The sequence below is a fragment of the Limibacillus sp. MBR-115 genome (assembly GCF_040549425.1).
Taxonomy (GTDB): Bacteria; Pseudomonadota; Alphaproteobacteria; order Kiloniellales; family CECT-8803; genus Limibacillus; species Limibacillus halophilus.
In genome coordinates this window covers 186,490-203,371 of sequence record NZ_JBEPTJ010000006.1, presented here as the reverse complement: position 1 = coordinate 203,371, position 16,882 = coordinate 186,490, and the positions used below count along the sequence as shown (strand labels likewise).

The following is a 16,882-nucleotide window of genomic DNA, read 5'->3' as shown; positions in this document are numbered from 1 at the left end:
AATCCTGGCGAGTTCAAAGACCCCAGATTGCCCTGGTCGAACTGCAGGCAACCGGCCTAGCCAGATACCTGCGCTGGTAGCCAAGCGAAGCTTGAACCGATTTAGGCACATTTAAATCGGTCGGAAAGCTGCTGTCATCCAGCGCGCATGATCAAGCGGATCAAATCGGGGAGAGTTTTTGACCCGGTTCTATCCATCACGACAGACCGATGGTTCTCAACCGTGCGTTGGCTAATGCCGAGCCGTGCCGCAATCTCCTTATTGGCGTGGCCAGCGGCAATGTGATCCATGACTTGGCGTTGACGGATGGTGAGCGCGGCGATTCGCGCGATAGCTTCGGCGTTCGGTGCGGAATCGTTGGAGGAAGAGCCACGCACCAAGGCGCGATCAATGCTAGTTAGTAATTCACTGTGACGTACCGGTTTTTCTAGAAAATCGACTGCACCAGCTTTCATTGCTGCGACAGCCATTGGAATGTCGCCGTAGCCAGTAATCATGATTGCGGGAAGTTGTATGCCGTCTTTCTTCAACTGACGGACCAACGTAAGGCCATCCATTCCCGGCAGTCGGGCGTCAACGACAAGGCAGCCGGTCTGGTCGGGTTGATAGGAAGCCAAGAACGCCTCTCCGCTAGCACAGAGCTGCATTACGTGGCCGTGTTCGCGTAGCCACTCACCTATGGCTTCGCGTACTGCGGTATCGTCATCGACCACGAAAACCGTAGGCAAATGCGATTTAGCAATCGATACACTAGCTGCCCGTACCCTCTTCTCGACGACCACCTTCGATTGGGACCGCATCAGCAGGTTTTGGATGAGCTGCAATAGGTCGGTTGCCTTAACCGGTTTGTGCACATAGTTGCAGCCCTGTCTGGCAATTTCGCTCAACGTATCGGACGAGATATCGCCGGTCAGGATGACGACCGGGATCGCCTCATGCAGTGTCGCGCGCAGCGCGGCGGAAACCTGTAAGCCCGTCCGGCCCATTGGCAGATTATAGTCGGCAACGACGAGGTCCGGCCTGAGCGTTCCGCGCGCAGCGAGCGCGAACACTTCATCACCATCGCTGGCAGCGACCGTACTATGGCCTTCCTCCGAAAATAGCAATTCCAGCATTTCGCGAACCGCCGGATCATCTTCGATGATCAGTATTTCCCCAAACTTTGGTTCGATTTGCGTTGGCGCCTTTTGAGCGTTCCCAGACAAAGCATTCGGCGTCATTTGCCCAAGCGGAACGTCGATGGAGAATACCGACCCCGAATCGAGCGCCGAGTGCACGCTGATGTTATGACCGAGCAGGTTCGCCAGATGCTGCACGATCGACAGGCCGAGTCCCAGACCAAGTTCCCGATCACGCGCTGGATTGTCGAGCTGATGAAACTCTTCGAAAACCATCTGCAGCTGGTTTTCTGGAATACCAATCCCGGTGTCCCAGACCTCAATACGGAGTGTTTCGCCGCGCCGCCGGCAACCGAGCAGGATCTTGCCCTGCTTGGTGTACTTCACCGCATTCGACAAGAGGTTGCGCAACATCTGCTCTAACAGCCGCGGGTCGCTCTGCACAAATAGGCCGCTTGGCACCATCCTCCAACCGAGCTTCTTGGACTTCGCATGATCGGCAAAATCAGCCTGGATACGATCGAACAGGCTGGCAATCGGGAAATCGGCCACCTCCGGACGCACGATGCCAGCTTCAAGCTGGTTGATGTCGAGCAGTGTGTCCATCATGCCCGACATGACTCTCAGTGTCTGGTCGATCCTGTCGATCAGGCGCAGGGTACTCGGATCCTTTATCCGCTTCACCAGGATGCCTTGCAGGAGACTCAATGTCTGCAAAGGCTGACGCAGGTCGTGGCTAGCGGCGGCGAGGAAACGGGACTTACCGCGATTGGCTCGCTCGGCTTGCGACTTGGCCAAGGCAATAGCTTCGTCGGCGCGTTTGCGTTCTGTGGCGTCATTGATGGCAACAAGTATACGTCGCTTGTCCGTCGGTCTTTCGCGCAATTGCCGAGCGCTCAGCAGAAGTGTCCGACCGCCAGTCCCCGACCCATCGAGTTTGACTTCGTGATCATCAATCGTGCCAAGTTCATTTTCTATTCTCTCGACGAAACTCGCCACGGTTGAGGGATCGAACAGGCTGGTAAACGTTCGACCCACATCAGAATCGGGATCGATATCGAAGTCGCGGCAGAACGAACGATTGGCTGACACCAAGCAAAGCGCGTCGTCGAGCACGATTAGCGGTTGGGAAACGGTGTCGATAATGCTGTCGGAGTACGCTCTGGCAGTCTCTACCTCCTGCCAGGCCGCTTTCATCAAGGAGATGTCATTGAAGGTCACGACCACGCCGCCGATCAGGCCGTCGAGAGTTCGGTAGGGCAAGATGCGACGGACATACCAGATGCCACCCTTGCCGCGAACCTCGCTACTGAGAGGCAGCCCCGTCGACAGCACGCGCTTTGCTTCGTCAGGCAAGTCGACATCTTCGGCCTGCAGAGCAAGGTCGGCGAGTGGGCGGCCAACGTCAGAAGCGATTACGTGCAGCACAGATCTTGTCGCCGGGGTGAAGAACCGGATGTGCAGCTTCTTGTCCAGGAACAACGTCGCTGTATCACTACTATCGAGTATGTTTTGCATGTCACTCGCCATGGCACGCTGCTGCGCCACCGTCTCCTGGAGGGCGGCGTTGAGAGTGATCAATTCTTGGTTCAGCGACTGCAGTTCCTCTTTTGAGGTTTCCAGCTCCTCGTTGGTCGCCTGATACTCCTCATTGACCGACGAGGCTTCTTCGCTGATTGCCTGGTATTCCTCGTTCGCCAGATCCAGTTCATGGAACGCGGTCTGCAACTCCAGGCGCGTGGCGTCCAGTTCCTCCTCGAGCTGGCGCATCAGCGTCACGTCGGCATTCACCGCCGGTTTCTTGCTAACCGGACGGTCCGGCTTTGGCCGGTCAATGAAACTGACCAGCAGCAGCGACTCTTCGCCGCTTAGCACCGGCTCGACAGCGATGTCGACGGCAATGCGGTCGCCTCCTAGTCTCATCTTTGCGCCACTCGCGACGATCCGCTCGCCAGTACGACGTACCTGAGTGATCGCCGCGCGGAGCTTGGAACCCAGGCCGTCGCGCGCCTTAGCCAACAGATCTCGATTGGCATCGCCAGCTGCCACCCGAAGGTAGCGATCAACTGCGCCGAAGTGGAACAGGCACTCGTGGCCGTGATTGATCAGCACAGACGCTGGCGCGTAGGTTTCGAGCAGCCGTTGCTGCGTCATATCCCCGAATCCGGCGGAACGCGCGAGGGAGCGCGAAACCGGCAATCCGGGCGGTCGCAGCTCTCGGTCGACTATGGTCGGAAACTGGACTTCTTTTGGCTGGCTGGTGCCGACCCGCCGGAAAAACGGCATATCGCCGATAATCGGCTCGAAGCGGTGCACCAGACCACCCGCCGTCTCTGAAATGCCAAGAAACAGTACGCCACCAGTGCGCAGTCCGAAGTGAAATAATGCCAGTGTTTGCTGCTGTATATCGGGCCGCAGATAGATCAGCAGGTTACGGCAGGATATTAGATCAAGACGCGAGAACGGCGGATCAGCGAGCAGATCATGGATCGTAAACATCACCGCTTCGCGCAGTTCCGGTGTAACACGGTAACCCTCTGCTTCCCGGGTAAAAAAACGCGCCAGCCGGGTTGGGTTCATATCCGCTGCAATCGACTCCGGATAGAGACCATTTCGGGCAAAGCTTACCGCCTCCTCGTCCACGTCCGACGCGAAGACCAACACCTTTCTACTCATCTTGGAATTCGCCGCCGCTTCTAGCAGAATCATGGCAATCGAATAGGGTTCCTCGCCGGTACTGCAGCCCGGCACCCACATTCGCAGGGGGAGATTGGGCGTCACGTCGCCGATCAGGTCGGGTATAACCTGCGTCTCCAGTAAGGCGAATGCTTTTGGATCACGGAAAAAGCTGGTGACATGAATAAGCAGATCCTTCGCAAGAAGTTTGAGCTCATTCTTATCTTTGCGCAGCAATGCAAGATAGCGACGACTATCAGTGATGCCGTTCATCGCCATCCGACGCGCCAAGCGGCGCAACAGTGTGCCGGTCTTGTACAGGTTGAAGTTCTGTGGGCTATGGACACGCAGCAACGCAACAACCTGCTCCAATAATTCTGGCGCGAATTCTGCAGGCACAGGCAGTTTCCGCTGCGCTGAGCGACTGAGTGGCCTCGGAAGCTTCAAAGCTACTGGGATTTCGGCTAGTGAAAGAATCAGGTCTACTACACCGGTCTTGATGGCGCTACGCGGCATGCCATCATAGGCCGCCTCTTCGGGATCTTGGGCAATGACCAGCCCGCCCTGCAGCTTGATCGCCTTGATTCCCTCGCTGCCGTCGGCACCCGTTCCAGAAAGCACCGCGCAGATTGCTTCTTTTCCGCAAGCAAGTGCCAGCGAATTGAGGAAAAAATCGAAAGGTAGCCTAGTGCCATGCCGCGAGCGCGGCGGAGACAGGTGAAGAGCGCCATCGCGGACAGCCAGATAGGCGCGCGGCGGCATCAGGTAAACATGATTAGGCTTGACCAGCATTCCATCCGTCGACTGCACAACTGTCATCTGCGTGTGGCTGACGAGCAACTCAACCATCATGCTTTCATGCATAGGATCAAGGTGCTGGATCAGGACAAATGCCATGCCGGTATCGGCCGGCAAGGCAACGAGAAACTTACGGAAGGCATCGAGTCCGCCCGCCGAAGCTCCCACGCCAACAATTGGAAATTTTCCGCGCTGTAACGCCACGGCGCGCTTGGCGGCGGCCTTCGGCGGCTTCACGGCTTGCCTGACAGCGGACTGTCGGCTTTTACTGCTGGCCATTGAAGCCTGTTTCTGCTTCAGCCAAAAGGCCCGGCCGGCGGCCAGAGCGGGCTAAAGCATGCACACTATAGGCTAGATTAGCGCCTACGACTAGACGCTCAGTCTGTGCGTCCGCCAGGGGTAGGCTCGGTACGCTCTGAGAACCTGCCAGATAGGTACATTCCGATGCTAGCCCCGGTACAGCTGGCTTCTATAGAGTTGCCTTGCACCTAAACCCGCTTGCCGTTGATTTCAATTCTCGCGGGAAATTTGGTGATGAGCGAAGGTCGCTCGAAGCGGCAGGGCCGCGGAAAACATGAGGGAACCAACTACTATGAACCACAATCTTCTGTACGCCGTCGTCGGCGGCATCGCCGTCATCGTCGGTCTGCTTGGCTATCAGTATTATCAGGATACGCAAACGTCGAGCATTGAACTCAATGTCGGCGAGAGCGGCGTTTCAATCGAAACAAAGTGATTGTCTAGAGAGTCATACTTACCAATGGGTACAGCCGTATGTGTGTAGTCTGGGTTGCCTTGGGCCTCTTCATTATTTTTCCAGAAGCTCACCTACAGATTTCAGATCCTTGACGTGGTCGCAGACTGATTTGATGGCCATCAGGATGGGGACGCCGAGCAACAGTCCCCAAACGCCCCACAACCAACCCCAAAAAAGCACGCCGGCGAAAATCGCCACCGCGTTCATTTGGCTTGACCGGGCCGTAAGCCAAGGCGTCAGCACGAGACCTTCGAGATTGGTGATGAGCAACGCTATCCCGGAGACAAGGAACGCCATGCCAATTGTACCGAACTGGAGAAAGGCAGCCATCGCGGTGCCGATGGTAAAGATTGCTGCCCCGAGATAAGGGATGGCATTCAGGATTGCAGCAACCACCCCCCAGACCGCAGCATTCTCAACCCCTAACCAGAGAAACGCGAGCCAGGTGGCCACACCCACGATACAACAGGTGAACAGCTGTACCAGCATGTAACGTTGAATCTGGTCAGTAATTTTGTCCAACATCTGGAGGGTAATTTTTTTCCTCCCAAAGGTTGGCCCGCTGAACCTAACAAGCTTTCGCCGGAAGCTGTCTCCAGAGACGATCAAAAAGTAAGCGAGAAAAAGAACTATGAGCACCTGACCGGCAAAAGCGAGCGCACCTGGCGTTCCGGCCCAAAGATAGTCCTGGATGTTAATATTGGGCTTTTCAATCTGTACTCGTGTCACGCCCGCTGGTGTCGGTGGTGTCGGAGTTGGTGAATCGCTTGCCGCCTTCTCCAACTCAGTCGTCGCTTTCTGCACCTTTTCGATTGCACTTTCGTTCAAGCCCCTTTCTATGCGAAGGGTTTGGCGAAACTTTTGTGCTGCTGCAGGTAAGCTTTGAATTGCAGCAGTGGCTTGGTCTCTGAGTGAATAGGTGAGAGTACCAATTCCTCCTAGGACCCCAATCATTATAACGGCCGCCCCGATGGCGCGTGGAATTCGCCAATTCTGCATGAAGGTGACGAGGGGTGATAACGCATAACTGATCATCACGCCAATCAACAACGGTATGAAAAATGCGCTGGCCCAACGAAGCATGAAGACGGCTACAAACACGGTCAACAACGCAAGCATCAAGTTGATCACCGTCAACTCACTGACAACTTTCTCCCTGACCAGCACGGTTTCCTGCTCACCGTTCGGGGGAGCCAATGGGGGGGATGGTTCAAGTATTCTGGTCAAATCAGATCCTCGGTTGAAAGGCGAGAAATTGCTCGCCGACCCTAACTCGCGATCGAGTCTATAAGCGTTGACGTCCCTACCGGACGCGCTCGGCCGCCGTTTGTTTTTATCGCGATTCTCAGTGTTGGAATTTTGGCACTCTGTCCTTAGCGCGTATCGGCGACTCAACAGAAGCCTCGGAAAGTACCTATTCGCCGGGCCGCCGCTGGTTGGCTAGCACCAGGCTACCTGCCAAATAACCCGTTAGGCGGATCTGCTCTGAGTAGTTTCCGAGTCTATGACGACCTCCAGTTGCACCCTAGCGTGACTGCCAATAGCAACAAACCGTCATGGTTCGCGCGAATCAGTCTCGAACAACTGCGCGCAAGGCCAGGGCAATTCACGGAGCTTTGTCATGTCACTCGGCACTATCCTGATCATCGTCCTCATTCTCATGTTTTTGGGTGTGCTGCCCAACTGGTCGCATAGCGCCAACTGGGGCTACCTGCCAAGCGGCGCGCTCGGCGTATTCCTGATCATACTCGTCGTGCTGGTAGTGACGGGCCGCATCTAACCACGCCTCAGATCGCAGACGGCAGTAGCCCTGCTTTTGATGGCTGCGCCCGACGGTCGAGAAACTTCAGGCATTTCTGTTAGCCGCATTCAACATCGGAGCCAAAGATCATGAAGAAAACCGCCAAAAGTGAGAGCGCCATTTCACAGGATTTCGATCAAGCGACAGAAGATTTCGCTGCCTTGACGCGCGACCTTACCACCTTGATCGAGAAGATGAAGGCCATTGCTGTTGGCAGCTCCAACGAAGCAGTGTGCAAAACCGTTGAAGAACTCCGCACCGAGGCGCAGGCACTCTTCGAGAAGGTAGCCGCTAAGGGGCAGCAATCATCAAAAGCCGTAGGCCGACAAATCGAAGCACGCCCCGTGCTCAGTCTGCTGGTCGTGTTCGCTGTCGGGTTCTGCGCGAGCCGATTACTGTCGCGTTAAGAGATGGCTGCACCCATGGACGCATTGCTCGGATCACTGGCTGCTCTCGCCCAAGCTGGCGTGCCCTACAGCAGCAGCGACAGCGCCCGACGATTATTGATGGCGGCCCTCTTCATTCCCTTTGCCGCCGCCGCTGTTGCCGCTGCGGTTGGTTTTGGCCTCGCGGCGATCTGGTTCGCAGCCCTTCCATACTTGGGAGCTGCCGGTACTTCGCTCATCTTGGCCGGCATCCTTTCCATCCTATCCGGTATCTTTTCAGCGATCGTATGGACCAATGTTCGCCGCCGTCAGCACAGGTCCGAATCTAACGTTGACGGATCTCTGCTGGCAGCAGCGCAGATCTTTAAAGATCACAAGGAGGCGATGTTGCTGGCAGCGCTGGTCGCAGGACTGAGTGCTGGAGCCAAGCCCACCAGCCGCGCCAATCGAAAAGCGGACTCCCATTAATTTCTACAAATGAAAATCCGCTGAGATCAGAACATGGACGACCGAGAGATCGTTCGTAGAGAAGCCGAGAAACTTGCCCTGAGTGACAAGAATTACATCGACCTCGGCAATTGGAATCAGTCGATGCAAACCCGGTGTCGGCCATGAATAGGCCAACCAAATCAAACCACCAACAGGAGGATAAAATGATCACTTCGACAATCTGGAATAAAACAGCTGGTGCAGCCTCTGCCCTTGTGCTCGTCGCTGCCCTGTCGGCATGCGAGAGTTCCCAGGTCGGTCAGAAAACGCAGATCGGCGCCGTCGGCGGCGCGGTGGGAGGCGGCGTTATCGCCGCGGCGGCAGGTGCCGGCGGGGCCGGTATTGCCGCAGGCGCTCTACTCGGCGGCCTTCTGGGTGGCGGCGTCGGCTACTACCTTGATGACCAGGACAAGAAGACCCAGGCCGAACAGACCCATCAGAGTTTGCAGGACGCACCAAACGGTCAGATCACGACCTGGAGGAACCCGGACTCCGGGAACTACGGCACGGTCACGCCCCTGAACGACTACTACGACAACTCCGGCCGCTACTGCCGCGACTTCAGGCAGACAGTGAATGTCAACGGCCAGAACGAGACCGCTGACGGCACCGCATGCCGTAGCTCGGACGGCAACTGGCAGATCGTCTAGGCAAGAACAAGCGCCGCAATGTGCCGACCCATCTCCCGGCCACTTTCTGGCCAGGACACGGGTTGATAATTTTGGAGAAAATGATGCTACGCAAAATAACTCTCACGACCCTTGCTGTCGTTATTACAGCCGGGTCGCTTCTAGCCTATTCCGCGACCGACGCGCCGGCAATCGCACAGACAACTGATAGCGGCGATATCGCGTTTGCCGCAACTCGCAATCAGGTGGCCCAGAGCGTTCAAAGCTCGCCCCGCCGCCCCGATTATGACGCCGGTGGCCGGACAGAAAGTGACGCGGAAACTGCAACCGTCAGAAGTCGGAACCGAGACGTGGTTGGGACCGTTAGGGAAGAAATCATTCACCTAGACCAAGAAGATGTTGCCGAAACCAATACTCGAAGGAGGATCGAAAGGTCCGATTATGAATTGGGTAACACAGATCAGATTCTCCGCAGCTTCCGCACTTACCCCGAAACGTCGGGGACCAGGAAGATGAAAACATTACCGCCTGGAATTGCAAAGAATCTAGAACGCGGCAAGCCCCTACCGCCAGGAATCGCCAGAACGCGACAAGCGGACGGTATCGTCGACCAACGACCGTACTATCGCCGGGGTGACTGGTCCACGGATCGATCGAAGTCCCGTGTTTACGGATCAAGAAACCAGCCCGGGCGCTAACCAGAATCACGACCATTCCCTGCAAGTATTCAAGGCGAAGCAGATGCTCCGCGACTCAGGGATTCCCCGTAAATCTTAAATATGGAGATAACGATGTTACGAAAATCACATACGGCACTCGTTGCCGTCTTAACAGCCGGATCACTCTTAGCCTACTCCGCGACTGGCGCGCCGGCGTTTGCACAAACAGCCGGTAGCGGCTATGTCCAGATCGCTGCGGCTTACAGCCAAGTCGTCCAGAACGTCCAGTATTCGCTCAATCAGGCCGGCTATAATGCAGGACCGGTCGATGGCCTAATGGGAAGTCGCAGCCGGTCCGCAATCGAGGCTTATCAGCGCGCAAACGGGCTGCTGGTCACCGGCCAACCCAGCCAGAGTCTAATGGAGCACATCAGTGCCTCGTCGATGACGCAGCAAACTGTGCCTCAATCGACGTCGGTTTCGGGGCAGACGATCGTCGAAATTCAGTCAGCTTTGCGCGAGCGCGGCTACGATATTTCGGCCATCAACGGCCGGATGAATGAGGAAACCGCCGCCGCAATTCGGGCTTATCAAAATAACTCAAACCTGACGATTACCGGTCAGGCAAGCGATGATCTACTCGCAAATCTGCGCTACCAGGCCCAGCAAGCCGTGCCTCAATCGACAGTGGCATCGAAAAAAATGATCATCGACATTCAATCGGAGCTGCGTAGGCGTGGATATGAAATCTCAGTCGTTAACGGTGAGATGGATGAGGAAACCGCCGCCGCGATTCGCGCCTACCAGGAAGATTCAGACCTGAAGGTCACGGGCAAAGCGACCAACGATCTGCTCGCGAATCTGCGTTACCAGGACCAGCAGACACAACAGGATTACAGTAGTTACGTTCGCGACGTTCAGCAGTCTTTGAACGCACGTGGCTACAGCGCCGGTCCCGCTGACGGCGTGATGGGTCCTTCAACCCGCAACGCCATACGCACATTCCAGGTCGACGCAGGCGACGAAGTGAGCGGCAGAGTTGACCGCCAGTTGCTAAATCGCTTGGACATCGTGGTGGCGGATTCAGGAACGGGCGACCAGGGAGAGTCCGTGAATGGGAACAAGCGAGAATATGTTCCGGTCCTTTCCGAGAACTTCACCGACGGAAACTACACGAAAAATCCAACTTGGAACGTTTTTCAGGGAACCTTCAGAGTCGATAACCAGCGAGTCCTACGATCCTATGTCAAAACCAACTTGGCACAGCCGAACACGATCCCGCAACGCACCGGCGACGCCAGCAAGGATTTGCTGTTTTCGGTCCTTGAGCAAGCATTCCAACGTGAGGGGCGTGGCAGCCAGGTAGATAATGGCCCAACACAGGCCAAGATCGGGACTGAGGTTCCGATCCACAATGCCTTCCGCATGCGCATGCGCGTCGACGTCAATTCGAACGACGGACGGTTCGTCTTTGGCCCCTATCAGAATGGTGTGAGCAACGGCTACCTTCTGGCCTACTCAATAGACAATGGCTACCCCGCATTCCGACTCTTGAGCGTGACTCGCGGAAAAACGCAACTCGTTGCGGAAGCGTCCGACGTCCCGAATCTTAACGACGGCAAAGTCCACCAAATCGACTGGCGGCGCAACCTCGATGGCCGGATGGAAGCTGGTATAGACGGTGTCTCTCTGCTCCGTACGAAGAGCAACACCTATCGCAATGATTTCGACGGATTCACCTTCACCAATCTTGGTGGCGATTTTGGGGTTCGACAGATCTTGGTCGAGGATCGCAACAGAGATCTGAGCTCGGCTGATTCGCCCCAGCAGTAATGGACTATAAACTCTGTCACAAGAACTGATGCCGGATGAGATGAGGGCGCGGTAATCTTCGCCGATGAACCAGATACCTCACACTTGCTATCATCTTCCACCTGCTATCATCCGGCATCACCCTGGTTTTATGTGAAGTTCAATCTGGGGCTGCGGACAATCCGCAAGTGGGCGGCTTCGCCTTAGCCCTGCGAGCACATCGCGACCGATAGGCCGCGTCTATACAGCGCAGCTTTTGGAGTTTTGATTCTAACCGCACACCATGTGACGGATATGCGAGCCAACAACCGGGCGACAGAGCAAGAATGACTGGACTTCTGCTGTAAAGGGAGCGTGCATCGCTGGTGCTGCTGTGATGTTTGAGGAGGAGCGGATGCACACCCCAAAAGATGAGCTAAGTTTGTCCGCCGTCGAAGATTTAGACGTTCAGGGCCTCAGAGAACTCTGGAACCAGTGTGCCGACCTTCCCTCCCCTCCGAGCACCCTTAGCAAAGACTTATTGGCCAGAGGCCTTGCGTACGCGCAGCAGGTTGCAGCAACAAACGGGCTCTCGCGCAAAGAGCGGGCCGAACTGAGGGCTCTAGCCAACAAACGACAGAGTGCACCACGGGCACGGATCAAAGCTGGGACCCGCCTCTTACGCCTGTGGAAGGGGCGCACCCATGATGTCCTTGTTCTCGAGGATGGCTTTCTATGGGAGGGGCAGAAACATGAAAGCCTGTCGGAGGTCGCCCGCGCGATCACCGGCACCCGCTGGTCTGGGCCGAGGTTCTTCGGCTTGAAAGGCCAATAGATGACCCGGTCCCGCTGCGCCATTTACACCCGTAAATCAACCGAGGCCGGATTGGAGCAGGACTTCAACTCTCTCGACGCCCAGCGCGAGGCTGCCGAAGCCTATATTCAAAGTCAAACCCAAGAAGGTTGGACCGCTCTCGCTGATCGTTATGACGATGGCGGGCTGTCTGGCGCTACGCTGGAGCGGCCAGCACTAAGGCGCCTCCTTGCAGATATCGAAACAGGAAAGATCGACGTCATTGTGGTTTACAAGGTCGATCGCCTCACCAGATCTCTAACCGACTTTGCAAAGCTGGTCGAAACCTTCGAACTGCGCGAGGTGTCGTTCGTTTCGGTTACGCAGCAGTTCAACACCACGACGTCGATGGGCCGCTTAACCCTGAACGTTCTCTTATCTTTTGCCCAATTCGAACGAGAGGTGATCGGGGAGAGGATCAGGGATAAGATTGCCGCATCAAAAGCCAAGGGGATCTGGATGGGAGGACTTCCGCCGCTTGGATATGACGCCAAGGATAGAAAGCTTGTCGTCAACGCGGCTGAAGCTGACACCGTTCGCCAGATCTTTGAGGCTTACTTGAAACAGGGGACGGTGTGGCGGCTAAAGCAATCCCTGGAACGGACGGGCATCGTCACTAAACAGCGTCAGAACCCTGATGGACAGCGGACAGGCGGCAGGCCTTTCAGTCGCGGTCAACTTTACCGGCTTCTCTCCAACCCTCTCTATCGAGGTAAAATTGCGCACAAAGGTGACGTCCATGAAGGCCAACATGACCCGATCGTCGATGATGGTCTTTGGAATGCTGTACAGTCCAAGTTGCAGATGAACACCCAGGGGAAGAGCCGACTGCTGGCAAAACATCCAAGCCTACTTGCCGGGATCCTTTTCAGCGAAAGCGGAGCAAAGCTCGTCGCGAGCCACGCCACGAAAGGGAGCCGTCGCTATCGCTACTATATTGAGCAGAAATATGGAAAAACTAGCCCAAATCACGGCATCGCGCGCTACTCTGCTCCTGAGGTCGAGCGTGCTGTAACACGAGGGTTAATCGCCTGGCTGTCCAGCCCCGTCGACGTCGCCGGAGCGCTCGGTTTAGACTCCCTCAGCCCGCACGACCTGAAGCGACTTGGCCACGGTTTGGATCAACTTCAGACTGCCCTCGTGGATCACCATCGGCGCCTGTCGCTGGTCCCAAGGTTGGTGGCACGCGTCACTCTATCGGAACTAGCCATCCTCCTTAGGATCAACCCGTTGGTGCTTTCAGAATTCACAGGATTCAAAACCGGCACACAGCATCCTTTCAGTGTGGATTTGCCCTGCGATCTCAGAAAGCGCGGGCAAACACTCACATACAGGATCAACACACGCGCTGATCGACAGCTCTCCGCGAGCGCCGATAGGCAACTCCTGGACGCCGTGGCCAAGGCTCATCAATGGTGGGACAACCTCATATCGGGCCAAACCCCATCACTAAGGCAGCTTGCAAAGAGCGAGGGTATTGACGTATCGCATGCGTCCCGTCTGCTACGTCTCGCCTTTCTCTCTCCCCACCTCGTCCGACAGATTCTGGACGGCTCGCAAGCTCCCGATCTGACTATCGAGCATTTGACGCGCCGAATTGACCTGCCGCTCGATTGGAGTGAGCAGGAAAGGCTTCTCGCCTAAACCAACTCCCCCGCTGTTGACGGCCAAATGCCCTTCGGAGAATTTTAACCATTTCACCGATCTTGCGGCTGGAGATCCCGTCTCTGCGCCAACAGCAATCCGCGCAGATCCCGCAGTTTCCTGGGCTTCACGGGCGACTCAAACGACAACGGCGTTCGCAGGGAGGGAAGGTGGTGGGCCCGGCAGGATTCGAACCTGCGACAACACCGTTATGAGCGGCGCGTTCTGACCACTGAACTACGGGCCCTTCCCCAGGGATTGAACTGCGCCTTCTTGGCGCAGGCAGACGGCAGCGTCAAGTGCGCGTGATCAGCGGAAAGCTCATACGCGCCTGCCCGTAGGACAGGACACCGGCCTGTAAGTCAAAGCTCATAAGGTCTTCGCCCACAATGACAGGCCCTGAAAAATCCGCTTTCACCTGATCGAGAACAGCATCCCGGTCGCAAGACGGCGGCACGAAATGGGTCAAGACCAGACACCCGACACCAGCCTCACCGGCGATCTTGCCGACGTCGCTGGAAAGCGTGTGGTAGGAGGCAACGTTCGATACGGTCCGCTCCGTCCGCAGACCTGGGATGACCGGCAACTCGTAATGAATAAATACCTCGTGCAGCAGGAGGTCGACACCCCGTGCCGCATCAATAAGTGTCTGACAGCGCCTGGTATCGCCCGATATTGCCAACCGGCGTCCGCCGCCGGCGAAGATGAAGCCGAAGGCGTGCCGCACAGGCTTGTGGTCGACCTCGACGACCTCGACCGAAAGTCGACCGAACTGGTGAACGTCACCGGGTGAAAGTTCAATAACCTCCACCTCCAAGCCTTCGGTGGAGTCTCTTTCCTCGTGAGCGATGCGCAAGGTTCGTTCCGGCTCCCACAGCTTCATCAGACCATCGACGTAGCGCTTGGTCCCCGGCGGGCCAAAGATACGTTGCGGCCACTCCCGCCCCTGGTGCCAGGAGGAAATGATGAGTTGGTAAAGATCGACGATATGGTCGCTGTGAAGATGAGTCAGAAAGAGAGCATCGACATCCCGGCCCGAGCTGCCGGCGGCGATGAGACGCTGAGTGACGCCCGATCCACAGTCAACCAGGATCGTCTGCCCCGCATGGCGAACCAAGGCGGCAGGGCCATAGCGCTCCAGGTGGGCGGAAGGACAGCCAGTACCAAGCAGGGTCAGTTCCATCGGGTCCGTTTCCGCCCTACGCCAACCGATCAGGTGTCGAGGAAGCTACGCAGTTTCCGGCTGCGGCTGGGGTGCTTCAGCTTGCGCAAGGCCTTGGCCTCGATCTGTCGGATACGTTCGCGGGTCACCGAGAACTGCTGGCCGACTTCCTCCAGGGTGTGGTCGGTGTTCATGCCGATACCAAAGCGCATGCGCAAGACCCGCTCTTCACGCGGGGTGAGCGTCGCAAGCACCCTGGTCGTGGTGTTGCGCAGATTGGATTGGATCGCGGCATCCAAGGGAATGACAGCGTTCTTGTCTTCGATGAAATCGCCCAAGTGTGAATCTTCCTCGTCGCCGATCGGCGTTTCCAGGGAGATCGGCTCCTTGGCGATCTTCATCACCTTGCGCACCTTCTCCAACGGCATGACAAGGCGCTCGGCCAATTCCTCGGGCGTCGGCTCGCGGCCAATTTCGTGCAACATCTGACGGCTTGTACGGACCAGCTTGTTGATCGTCTCGATCATATGAACCGGGATACGGATCGTGCGTGCCTGATCGGCGATGGAGCGGGTTATCGCCTGCCTGATCCACCAAGTCGCATAGGTGGAGAACTTGTAGCCACGGCGATACTCGAATTTATCGACCGCCTTCATGAGGCCGATGTTGCCTTCCTGAATAAGGTCCAGGAACTGCAGCCCTCGGTTCGTGTATTTCTTGGCGATAGAGATAACGAGGCGCAGGTTGGCCTCGACCATCTCGGTCTTGGCCTTGCTGGCCTCCTTTTCCCCGGTTCGCACCGTGTTGACGATCCGGCGGAACTCGGAAATCGGCAGACCGCTTTCGGCGGCGACGATAGCGATCTCATGGCGAATGGACGTGATTTTGTCAGGGTTGTTGGTGGCGAAGTCCTTCCAGCCCTTCCCTTTCAGGGTGGCGACTTCCTCTAGCCAGTTAGGATCGAGTTCCTTGCCATAGTAGTGCTTGAGGAAGTCTGCACGATCGACCTTTGACTTCTCGGCATGGCGCAACAGCTCGCCTTCGAGATTCATCAGACGCTTGTTGATGCCATATAGCTGCTCGAGCAACTGGTCGATACGTGCGTTGTTTAGATGGACCTGGTCCATTAACTCAACCAGCTCGTCCTTGAGCTTCTCGTACCGCTTTTCGGTTGCCGGCGGCACCTTCTCGCCCTGGGACAAGAGGTCCAGCCGTTTTTCCTGAACCTTGGAGATCTTCTTGTAGGTCGCGGAAATCTGATCGAAATTCTCGACAACCTGCGGCAGCAGTGCCGCTTCCATGGCGGCAAGAGAGAGATTGGTTTCCTCTTCCTCTTCTTCGTCGTCACCTTCGCTTGTTTCGGCGCCCTCTTCCTTATCGTCGGAATCGGAATCGTCGTCGTCGCTCTTGGATCGCACGCCATTGAGCTTGCCGTTGCCGGACGAGGCGCTTTCGTCCTCGCCGTCAGTCTCCTCGGCGCTCAGGGACGAGTCATCCGCATCCTCGGCATCGTCCGAGTCATTGTCGTTTGCATTCGCATCCGGCGCATCCGGGCCGGCGCCATAGGTGGCATCCAGGTCGATGATATCACGCAGCAGGATGTCGCCGTTCTGGAGAGCTTCGCGCCAGTACAGCAGGGCTTCGATCGTCAGAGGGCTTTCGCAGATTCCGCCGATCATCTTCTCGCGACCGGCTTCGATACGCTTGGCAATCGCGATTTCGCCTTCGCGGGACAAGAGCTCAACCGAGCCCATCTCGCGCAGGTACATGCGCACAGGATCGTCGGTCCGGCCGATATCCTCGTCGTCTACGTTCCCACCGGCGCGGCTGCTGCTCGCTTCCTCCTCGTTGTCGGAGGATTCGCTGTCTTCGTTGTCTTCGCTCTCGATAACGGTCACGCCCATTTCAGATAACAGGGACATAACGTCCTCGATCTGCTCGGAAGAAACCTGGTCCGGAGGCAGAACCTGATTGAGCTCGTCGTAGGTAATGAAGCCGCGTTCCTTCGCGCGCGCCACCATTTTCTTGACCGCGGCGGCAGTGACATCGCCCAGTGGGCCGTCAGCACCTTCCTCACGGTTCTCGGTTGCGTCTTTTTCGTTTACCTGCTTTGCCATGC

General features: G+C 56.7%; 12 protein-coding genes and 1 tRNA gene. 8 read left to right on the top strand and 5 right to left on the bottom strand.

Going from position 1 to position 16,882, the window contains the following annotated elements; all coding sequences use genetic code 11:
* Positions 1-134: 134 nt before the first annotated feature.
* Complete coding sequence (locus ABIE63_RS13680) at positions 135-4,871, bottom strand: chemotaxis protein CheB (RefSeq protein ID WP_354505046.1); 4,737 nt, start codon at positions 4,869-4,871, stop codon at positions 135-137.
* A gap of 313 nt (positions 4,872-5,184) precedes the next feature.
* On the opposite strand from ABIE63_RS13680, the gene ABIE63_RS13675 reads away from it, so the two are divergent.
* Complete coding sequence (locus tag ABIE63_RS13675; protein WP_354505045.1) at positions 5,185-5,328, top strand: hypothetical protein; 144 nt, start codon at positions 5,185-5,187, stop codon at positions 5,326-5,328.
* 72 nt (positions 5,329-5,400) lie between these two features.
* Here the strand turns inward: ABIE63_RS13675 and ABIE63_RS13670 are convergent, their stop codons facing one another.
* Complete coding sequence (locus tag ABIE63_RS13670; RefSeq protein WP_354505044.1) at positions 5,401-6,576, bottom strand: AI-2E family transporter; 1,176 nt, start codon at positions 6,574-6,576, stop codon at positions 5,401-5,403.
* Between the two features lie 394 nt (positions 6,577-6,970).
* Here ABIE63_RS13670 and ABIE63_RS13665 point away from each other — a divergent pair, with 394 nt between their 5' ends.
* From ABIE63_RS13665 to ABIE63_RS13635, 7 genes are all read left to right on the top strand, one after another.
* On the top strand, positions 6,971-7,129 hold the full coding sequence (locus ABIE63_RS13665) for a DUF3309 domain-containing protein (RefSeq protein WP_354505043.1): 159 nt from the start codon (positions 6,971-6,973) through the stop codon (positions 7,127-7,129).
* A 110-nt stretch (positions 7,130-7,239) separates the two neighbouring features.
* Positions 7,240-7,557 (top strand): hypothetical protein, encoded by a 318-nt coding sequence (locus ABIE63_RS13660; protein ID WP_354505042.1) that lies wholly within the window; start codon positions 7,240-7,242, stop codon positions 7,555-7,557.
* Between the two features lie 15 nt (positions 7,558-7,572).
* Positions 7,573-8,004: a hypothetical protein gene (locus ABIE63_RS13655; protein WP_354505041.1), complete on the top strand. Its 432-nt coding sequence runs from the start codon at positions 7,573-7,575 to the stop codon at positions 8,002-8,004.
* Between the two features lie 143 nt (positions 8,005-8,147).
* Positions 8,148-8,675: an RT0821/Lpp0805 family surface protein gene (locus tag ABIE63_RS13650; RefSeq protein ID WP_354505040.1), complete on the top strand. Its 528-nt coding sequence runs from the start codon at positions 8,148-8,150 to the stop codon at positions 8,673-8,675.
* 770 nt (positions 8,676-9,445) lie between these two features.
* Complete coding sequence (locus tag ABIE63_RS13645; protein WP_354505039.1) at positions 9,446-11,146, top strand: peptidoglycan-binding domain-containing protein; 1,701 nt, start codon at positions 9,446-9,448, stop codon at positions 11,144-11,146.
* Between the two features lie 355 nt (positions 11,147-11,501).
* Positions 11,502-11,939: a DUF2924 domain-containing protein gene (locus tag ABIE63_RS13640; protein ID WP_354505038.1), complete on the top strand. Its 438-nt coding sequence runs from the start codon at positions 11,502-11,504 to the stop codon at positions 11,937-11,939.
* Positions 11,940-13,601, top strand: a complete 1,662-nt coding sequence (locus ABIE63_RS13635) for a recombinase family protein (RefSeq protein WP_354505037.1) — start codon at positions 11,940-11,942, stop codon at positions 13,599-13,601.
* Between the two features lie 171 nt (positions 13,602-13,772).
* Here ABIE63_RS13635 and ABIE63_RS13630 read toward each other — a convergent pair.
* The 3 genes from ABIE63_RS13630 to rpoD all read right to left on the bottom strand — a co-directional run bounded on the left by ABIE63_RS13630 (position 13,773) and on the right by rpoD (position 16,880).
* A tRNA-Ile gene (locus ABIE63_RS13630) sits at positions 13,773-13,848 on the bottom strand.
* Positions 13,849-13,896: 48 nt separating this feature from the next.
* Entirely contained in the window at positions 13,897-14,784 is an 888-nt protein-coding gene (locus ABIE63_RS13625; protein ID WP_354505036.1) for an MBL fold metallo-hydrolase, read from the bottom strand.
* A 29-nt stretch (positions 14,785-14,813) separates the two neighbouring features.
* On the bottom strand, positions 14,814-16,880 hold the full coding sequence (gene rpoD / locus ABIE63_RS13620; RefSeq protein WP_354505035.1) for an RNA polymerase sigma factor RpoD: 2,067 nt from the start codon (positions 16,878-16,880) through the stop codon (positions 14,814-14,816).
* Positions 16,881-16,882 lie beyond the last annotated feature (2 nt).

Bases quoted from the DNA above. Each gene is read 5' to 3' on its own strand.
- ABIE63_RS13680 (WP_354505046.1), bottom strand. From the start codon at position 4,871: ATGGCCAGCAGTAAAAGCCGACAGTCCGCTGTCAGGCAAGCCGTGAAG.
- ABIE63_RS13655 (WP_354505041.1), top strand. From the start codon at position 7,573: ATGGACGCATTGCTCGGATCACTGGCTGCTCTCGCCCAAGCTGGCGTG.
- ABIE63_RS13625 (WP_354505036.1), bottom strand. From the start codon at position 14,784: ATGGAACTGACCCTGCTTGGTACTGGCTGTCCTTCCGCCCACCTGGAG.
- ABIE63_RS13650 (WP_354505040.1), top strand. From the start codon at position 8,148: ATGAATAGGCCAACCAAATCAAACCACCAACAGGAGGATAAAATGATC.
- ABIE63_RS13675 (WP_354505045.1), top strand. From the start codon at position 5,185: ATGAACCACAATCTTCTGTACGCCGTCGTCGGCGGCATCGCCGTCATC.
- ABIE63_RS13635 (WP_354505037.1), top strand. From the start codon at position 11,940: ATGACCCGGTCCCGCTGCGCCATTTACACCCGTAAATCAACCGAGGCC.
- ABIE63_RS13645 (WP_354505039.1), top strand. From the start codon at position 9,446: ATGTTACGAAAATCACATACGGCACTCGTTGCCGTCTTAACAGCCGGA.
- ABIE63_RS13660 (WP_354505042.1), top strand. From the start codon at position 7,240: ATGAAGAAAACCGCCAAAAGTGAGAGCGCCATTTCACAGGATTTCGAT.
- rpoD (WP_354505035.1), bottom strand. From the start codon at position 16,880: ATGGCAAAGCAGGTAAACGAAAAAGACGCAACCGAGAACCGTGAGGAA.
- ABIE63_RS13640 (WP_354505038.1), top strand. From the start codon at position 11,502: ATGTTTGAGGAGGAGCGGATGCACACCCCAAAAGATGAGCTAAGTTTG.
- ABIE63_RS13665 (WP_354505043.1), top strand. From the start codon at position 6,971: ATGTCACTCGGCACTATCCTGATCATCGTCCTCATTCTCATGTTTTTG.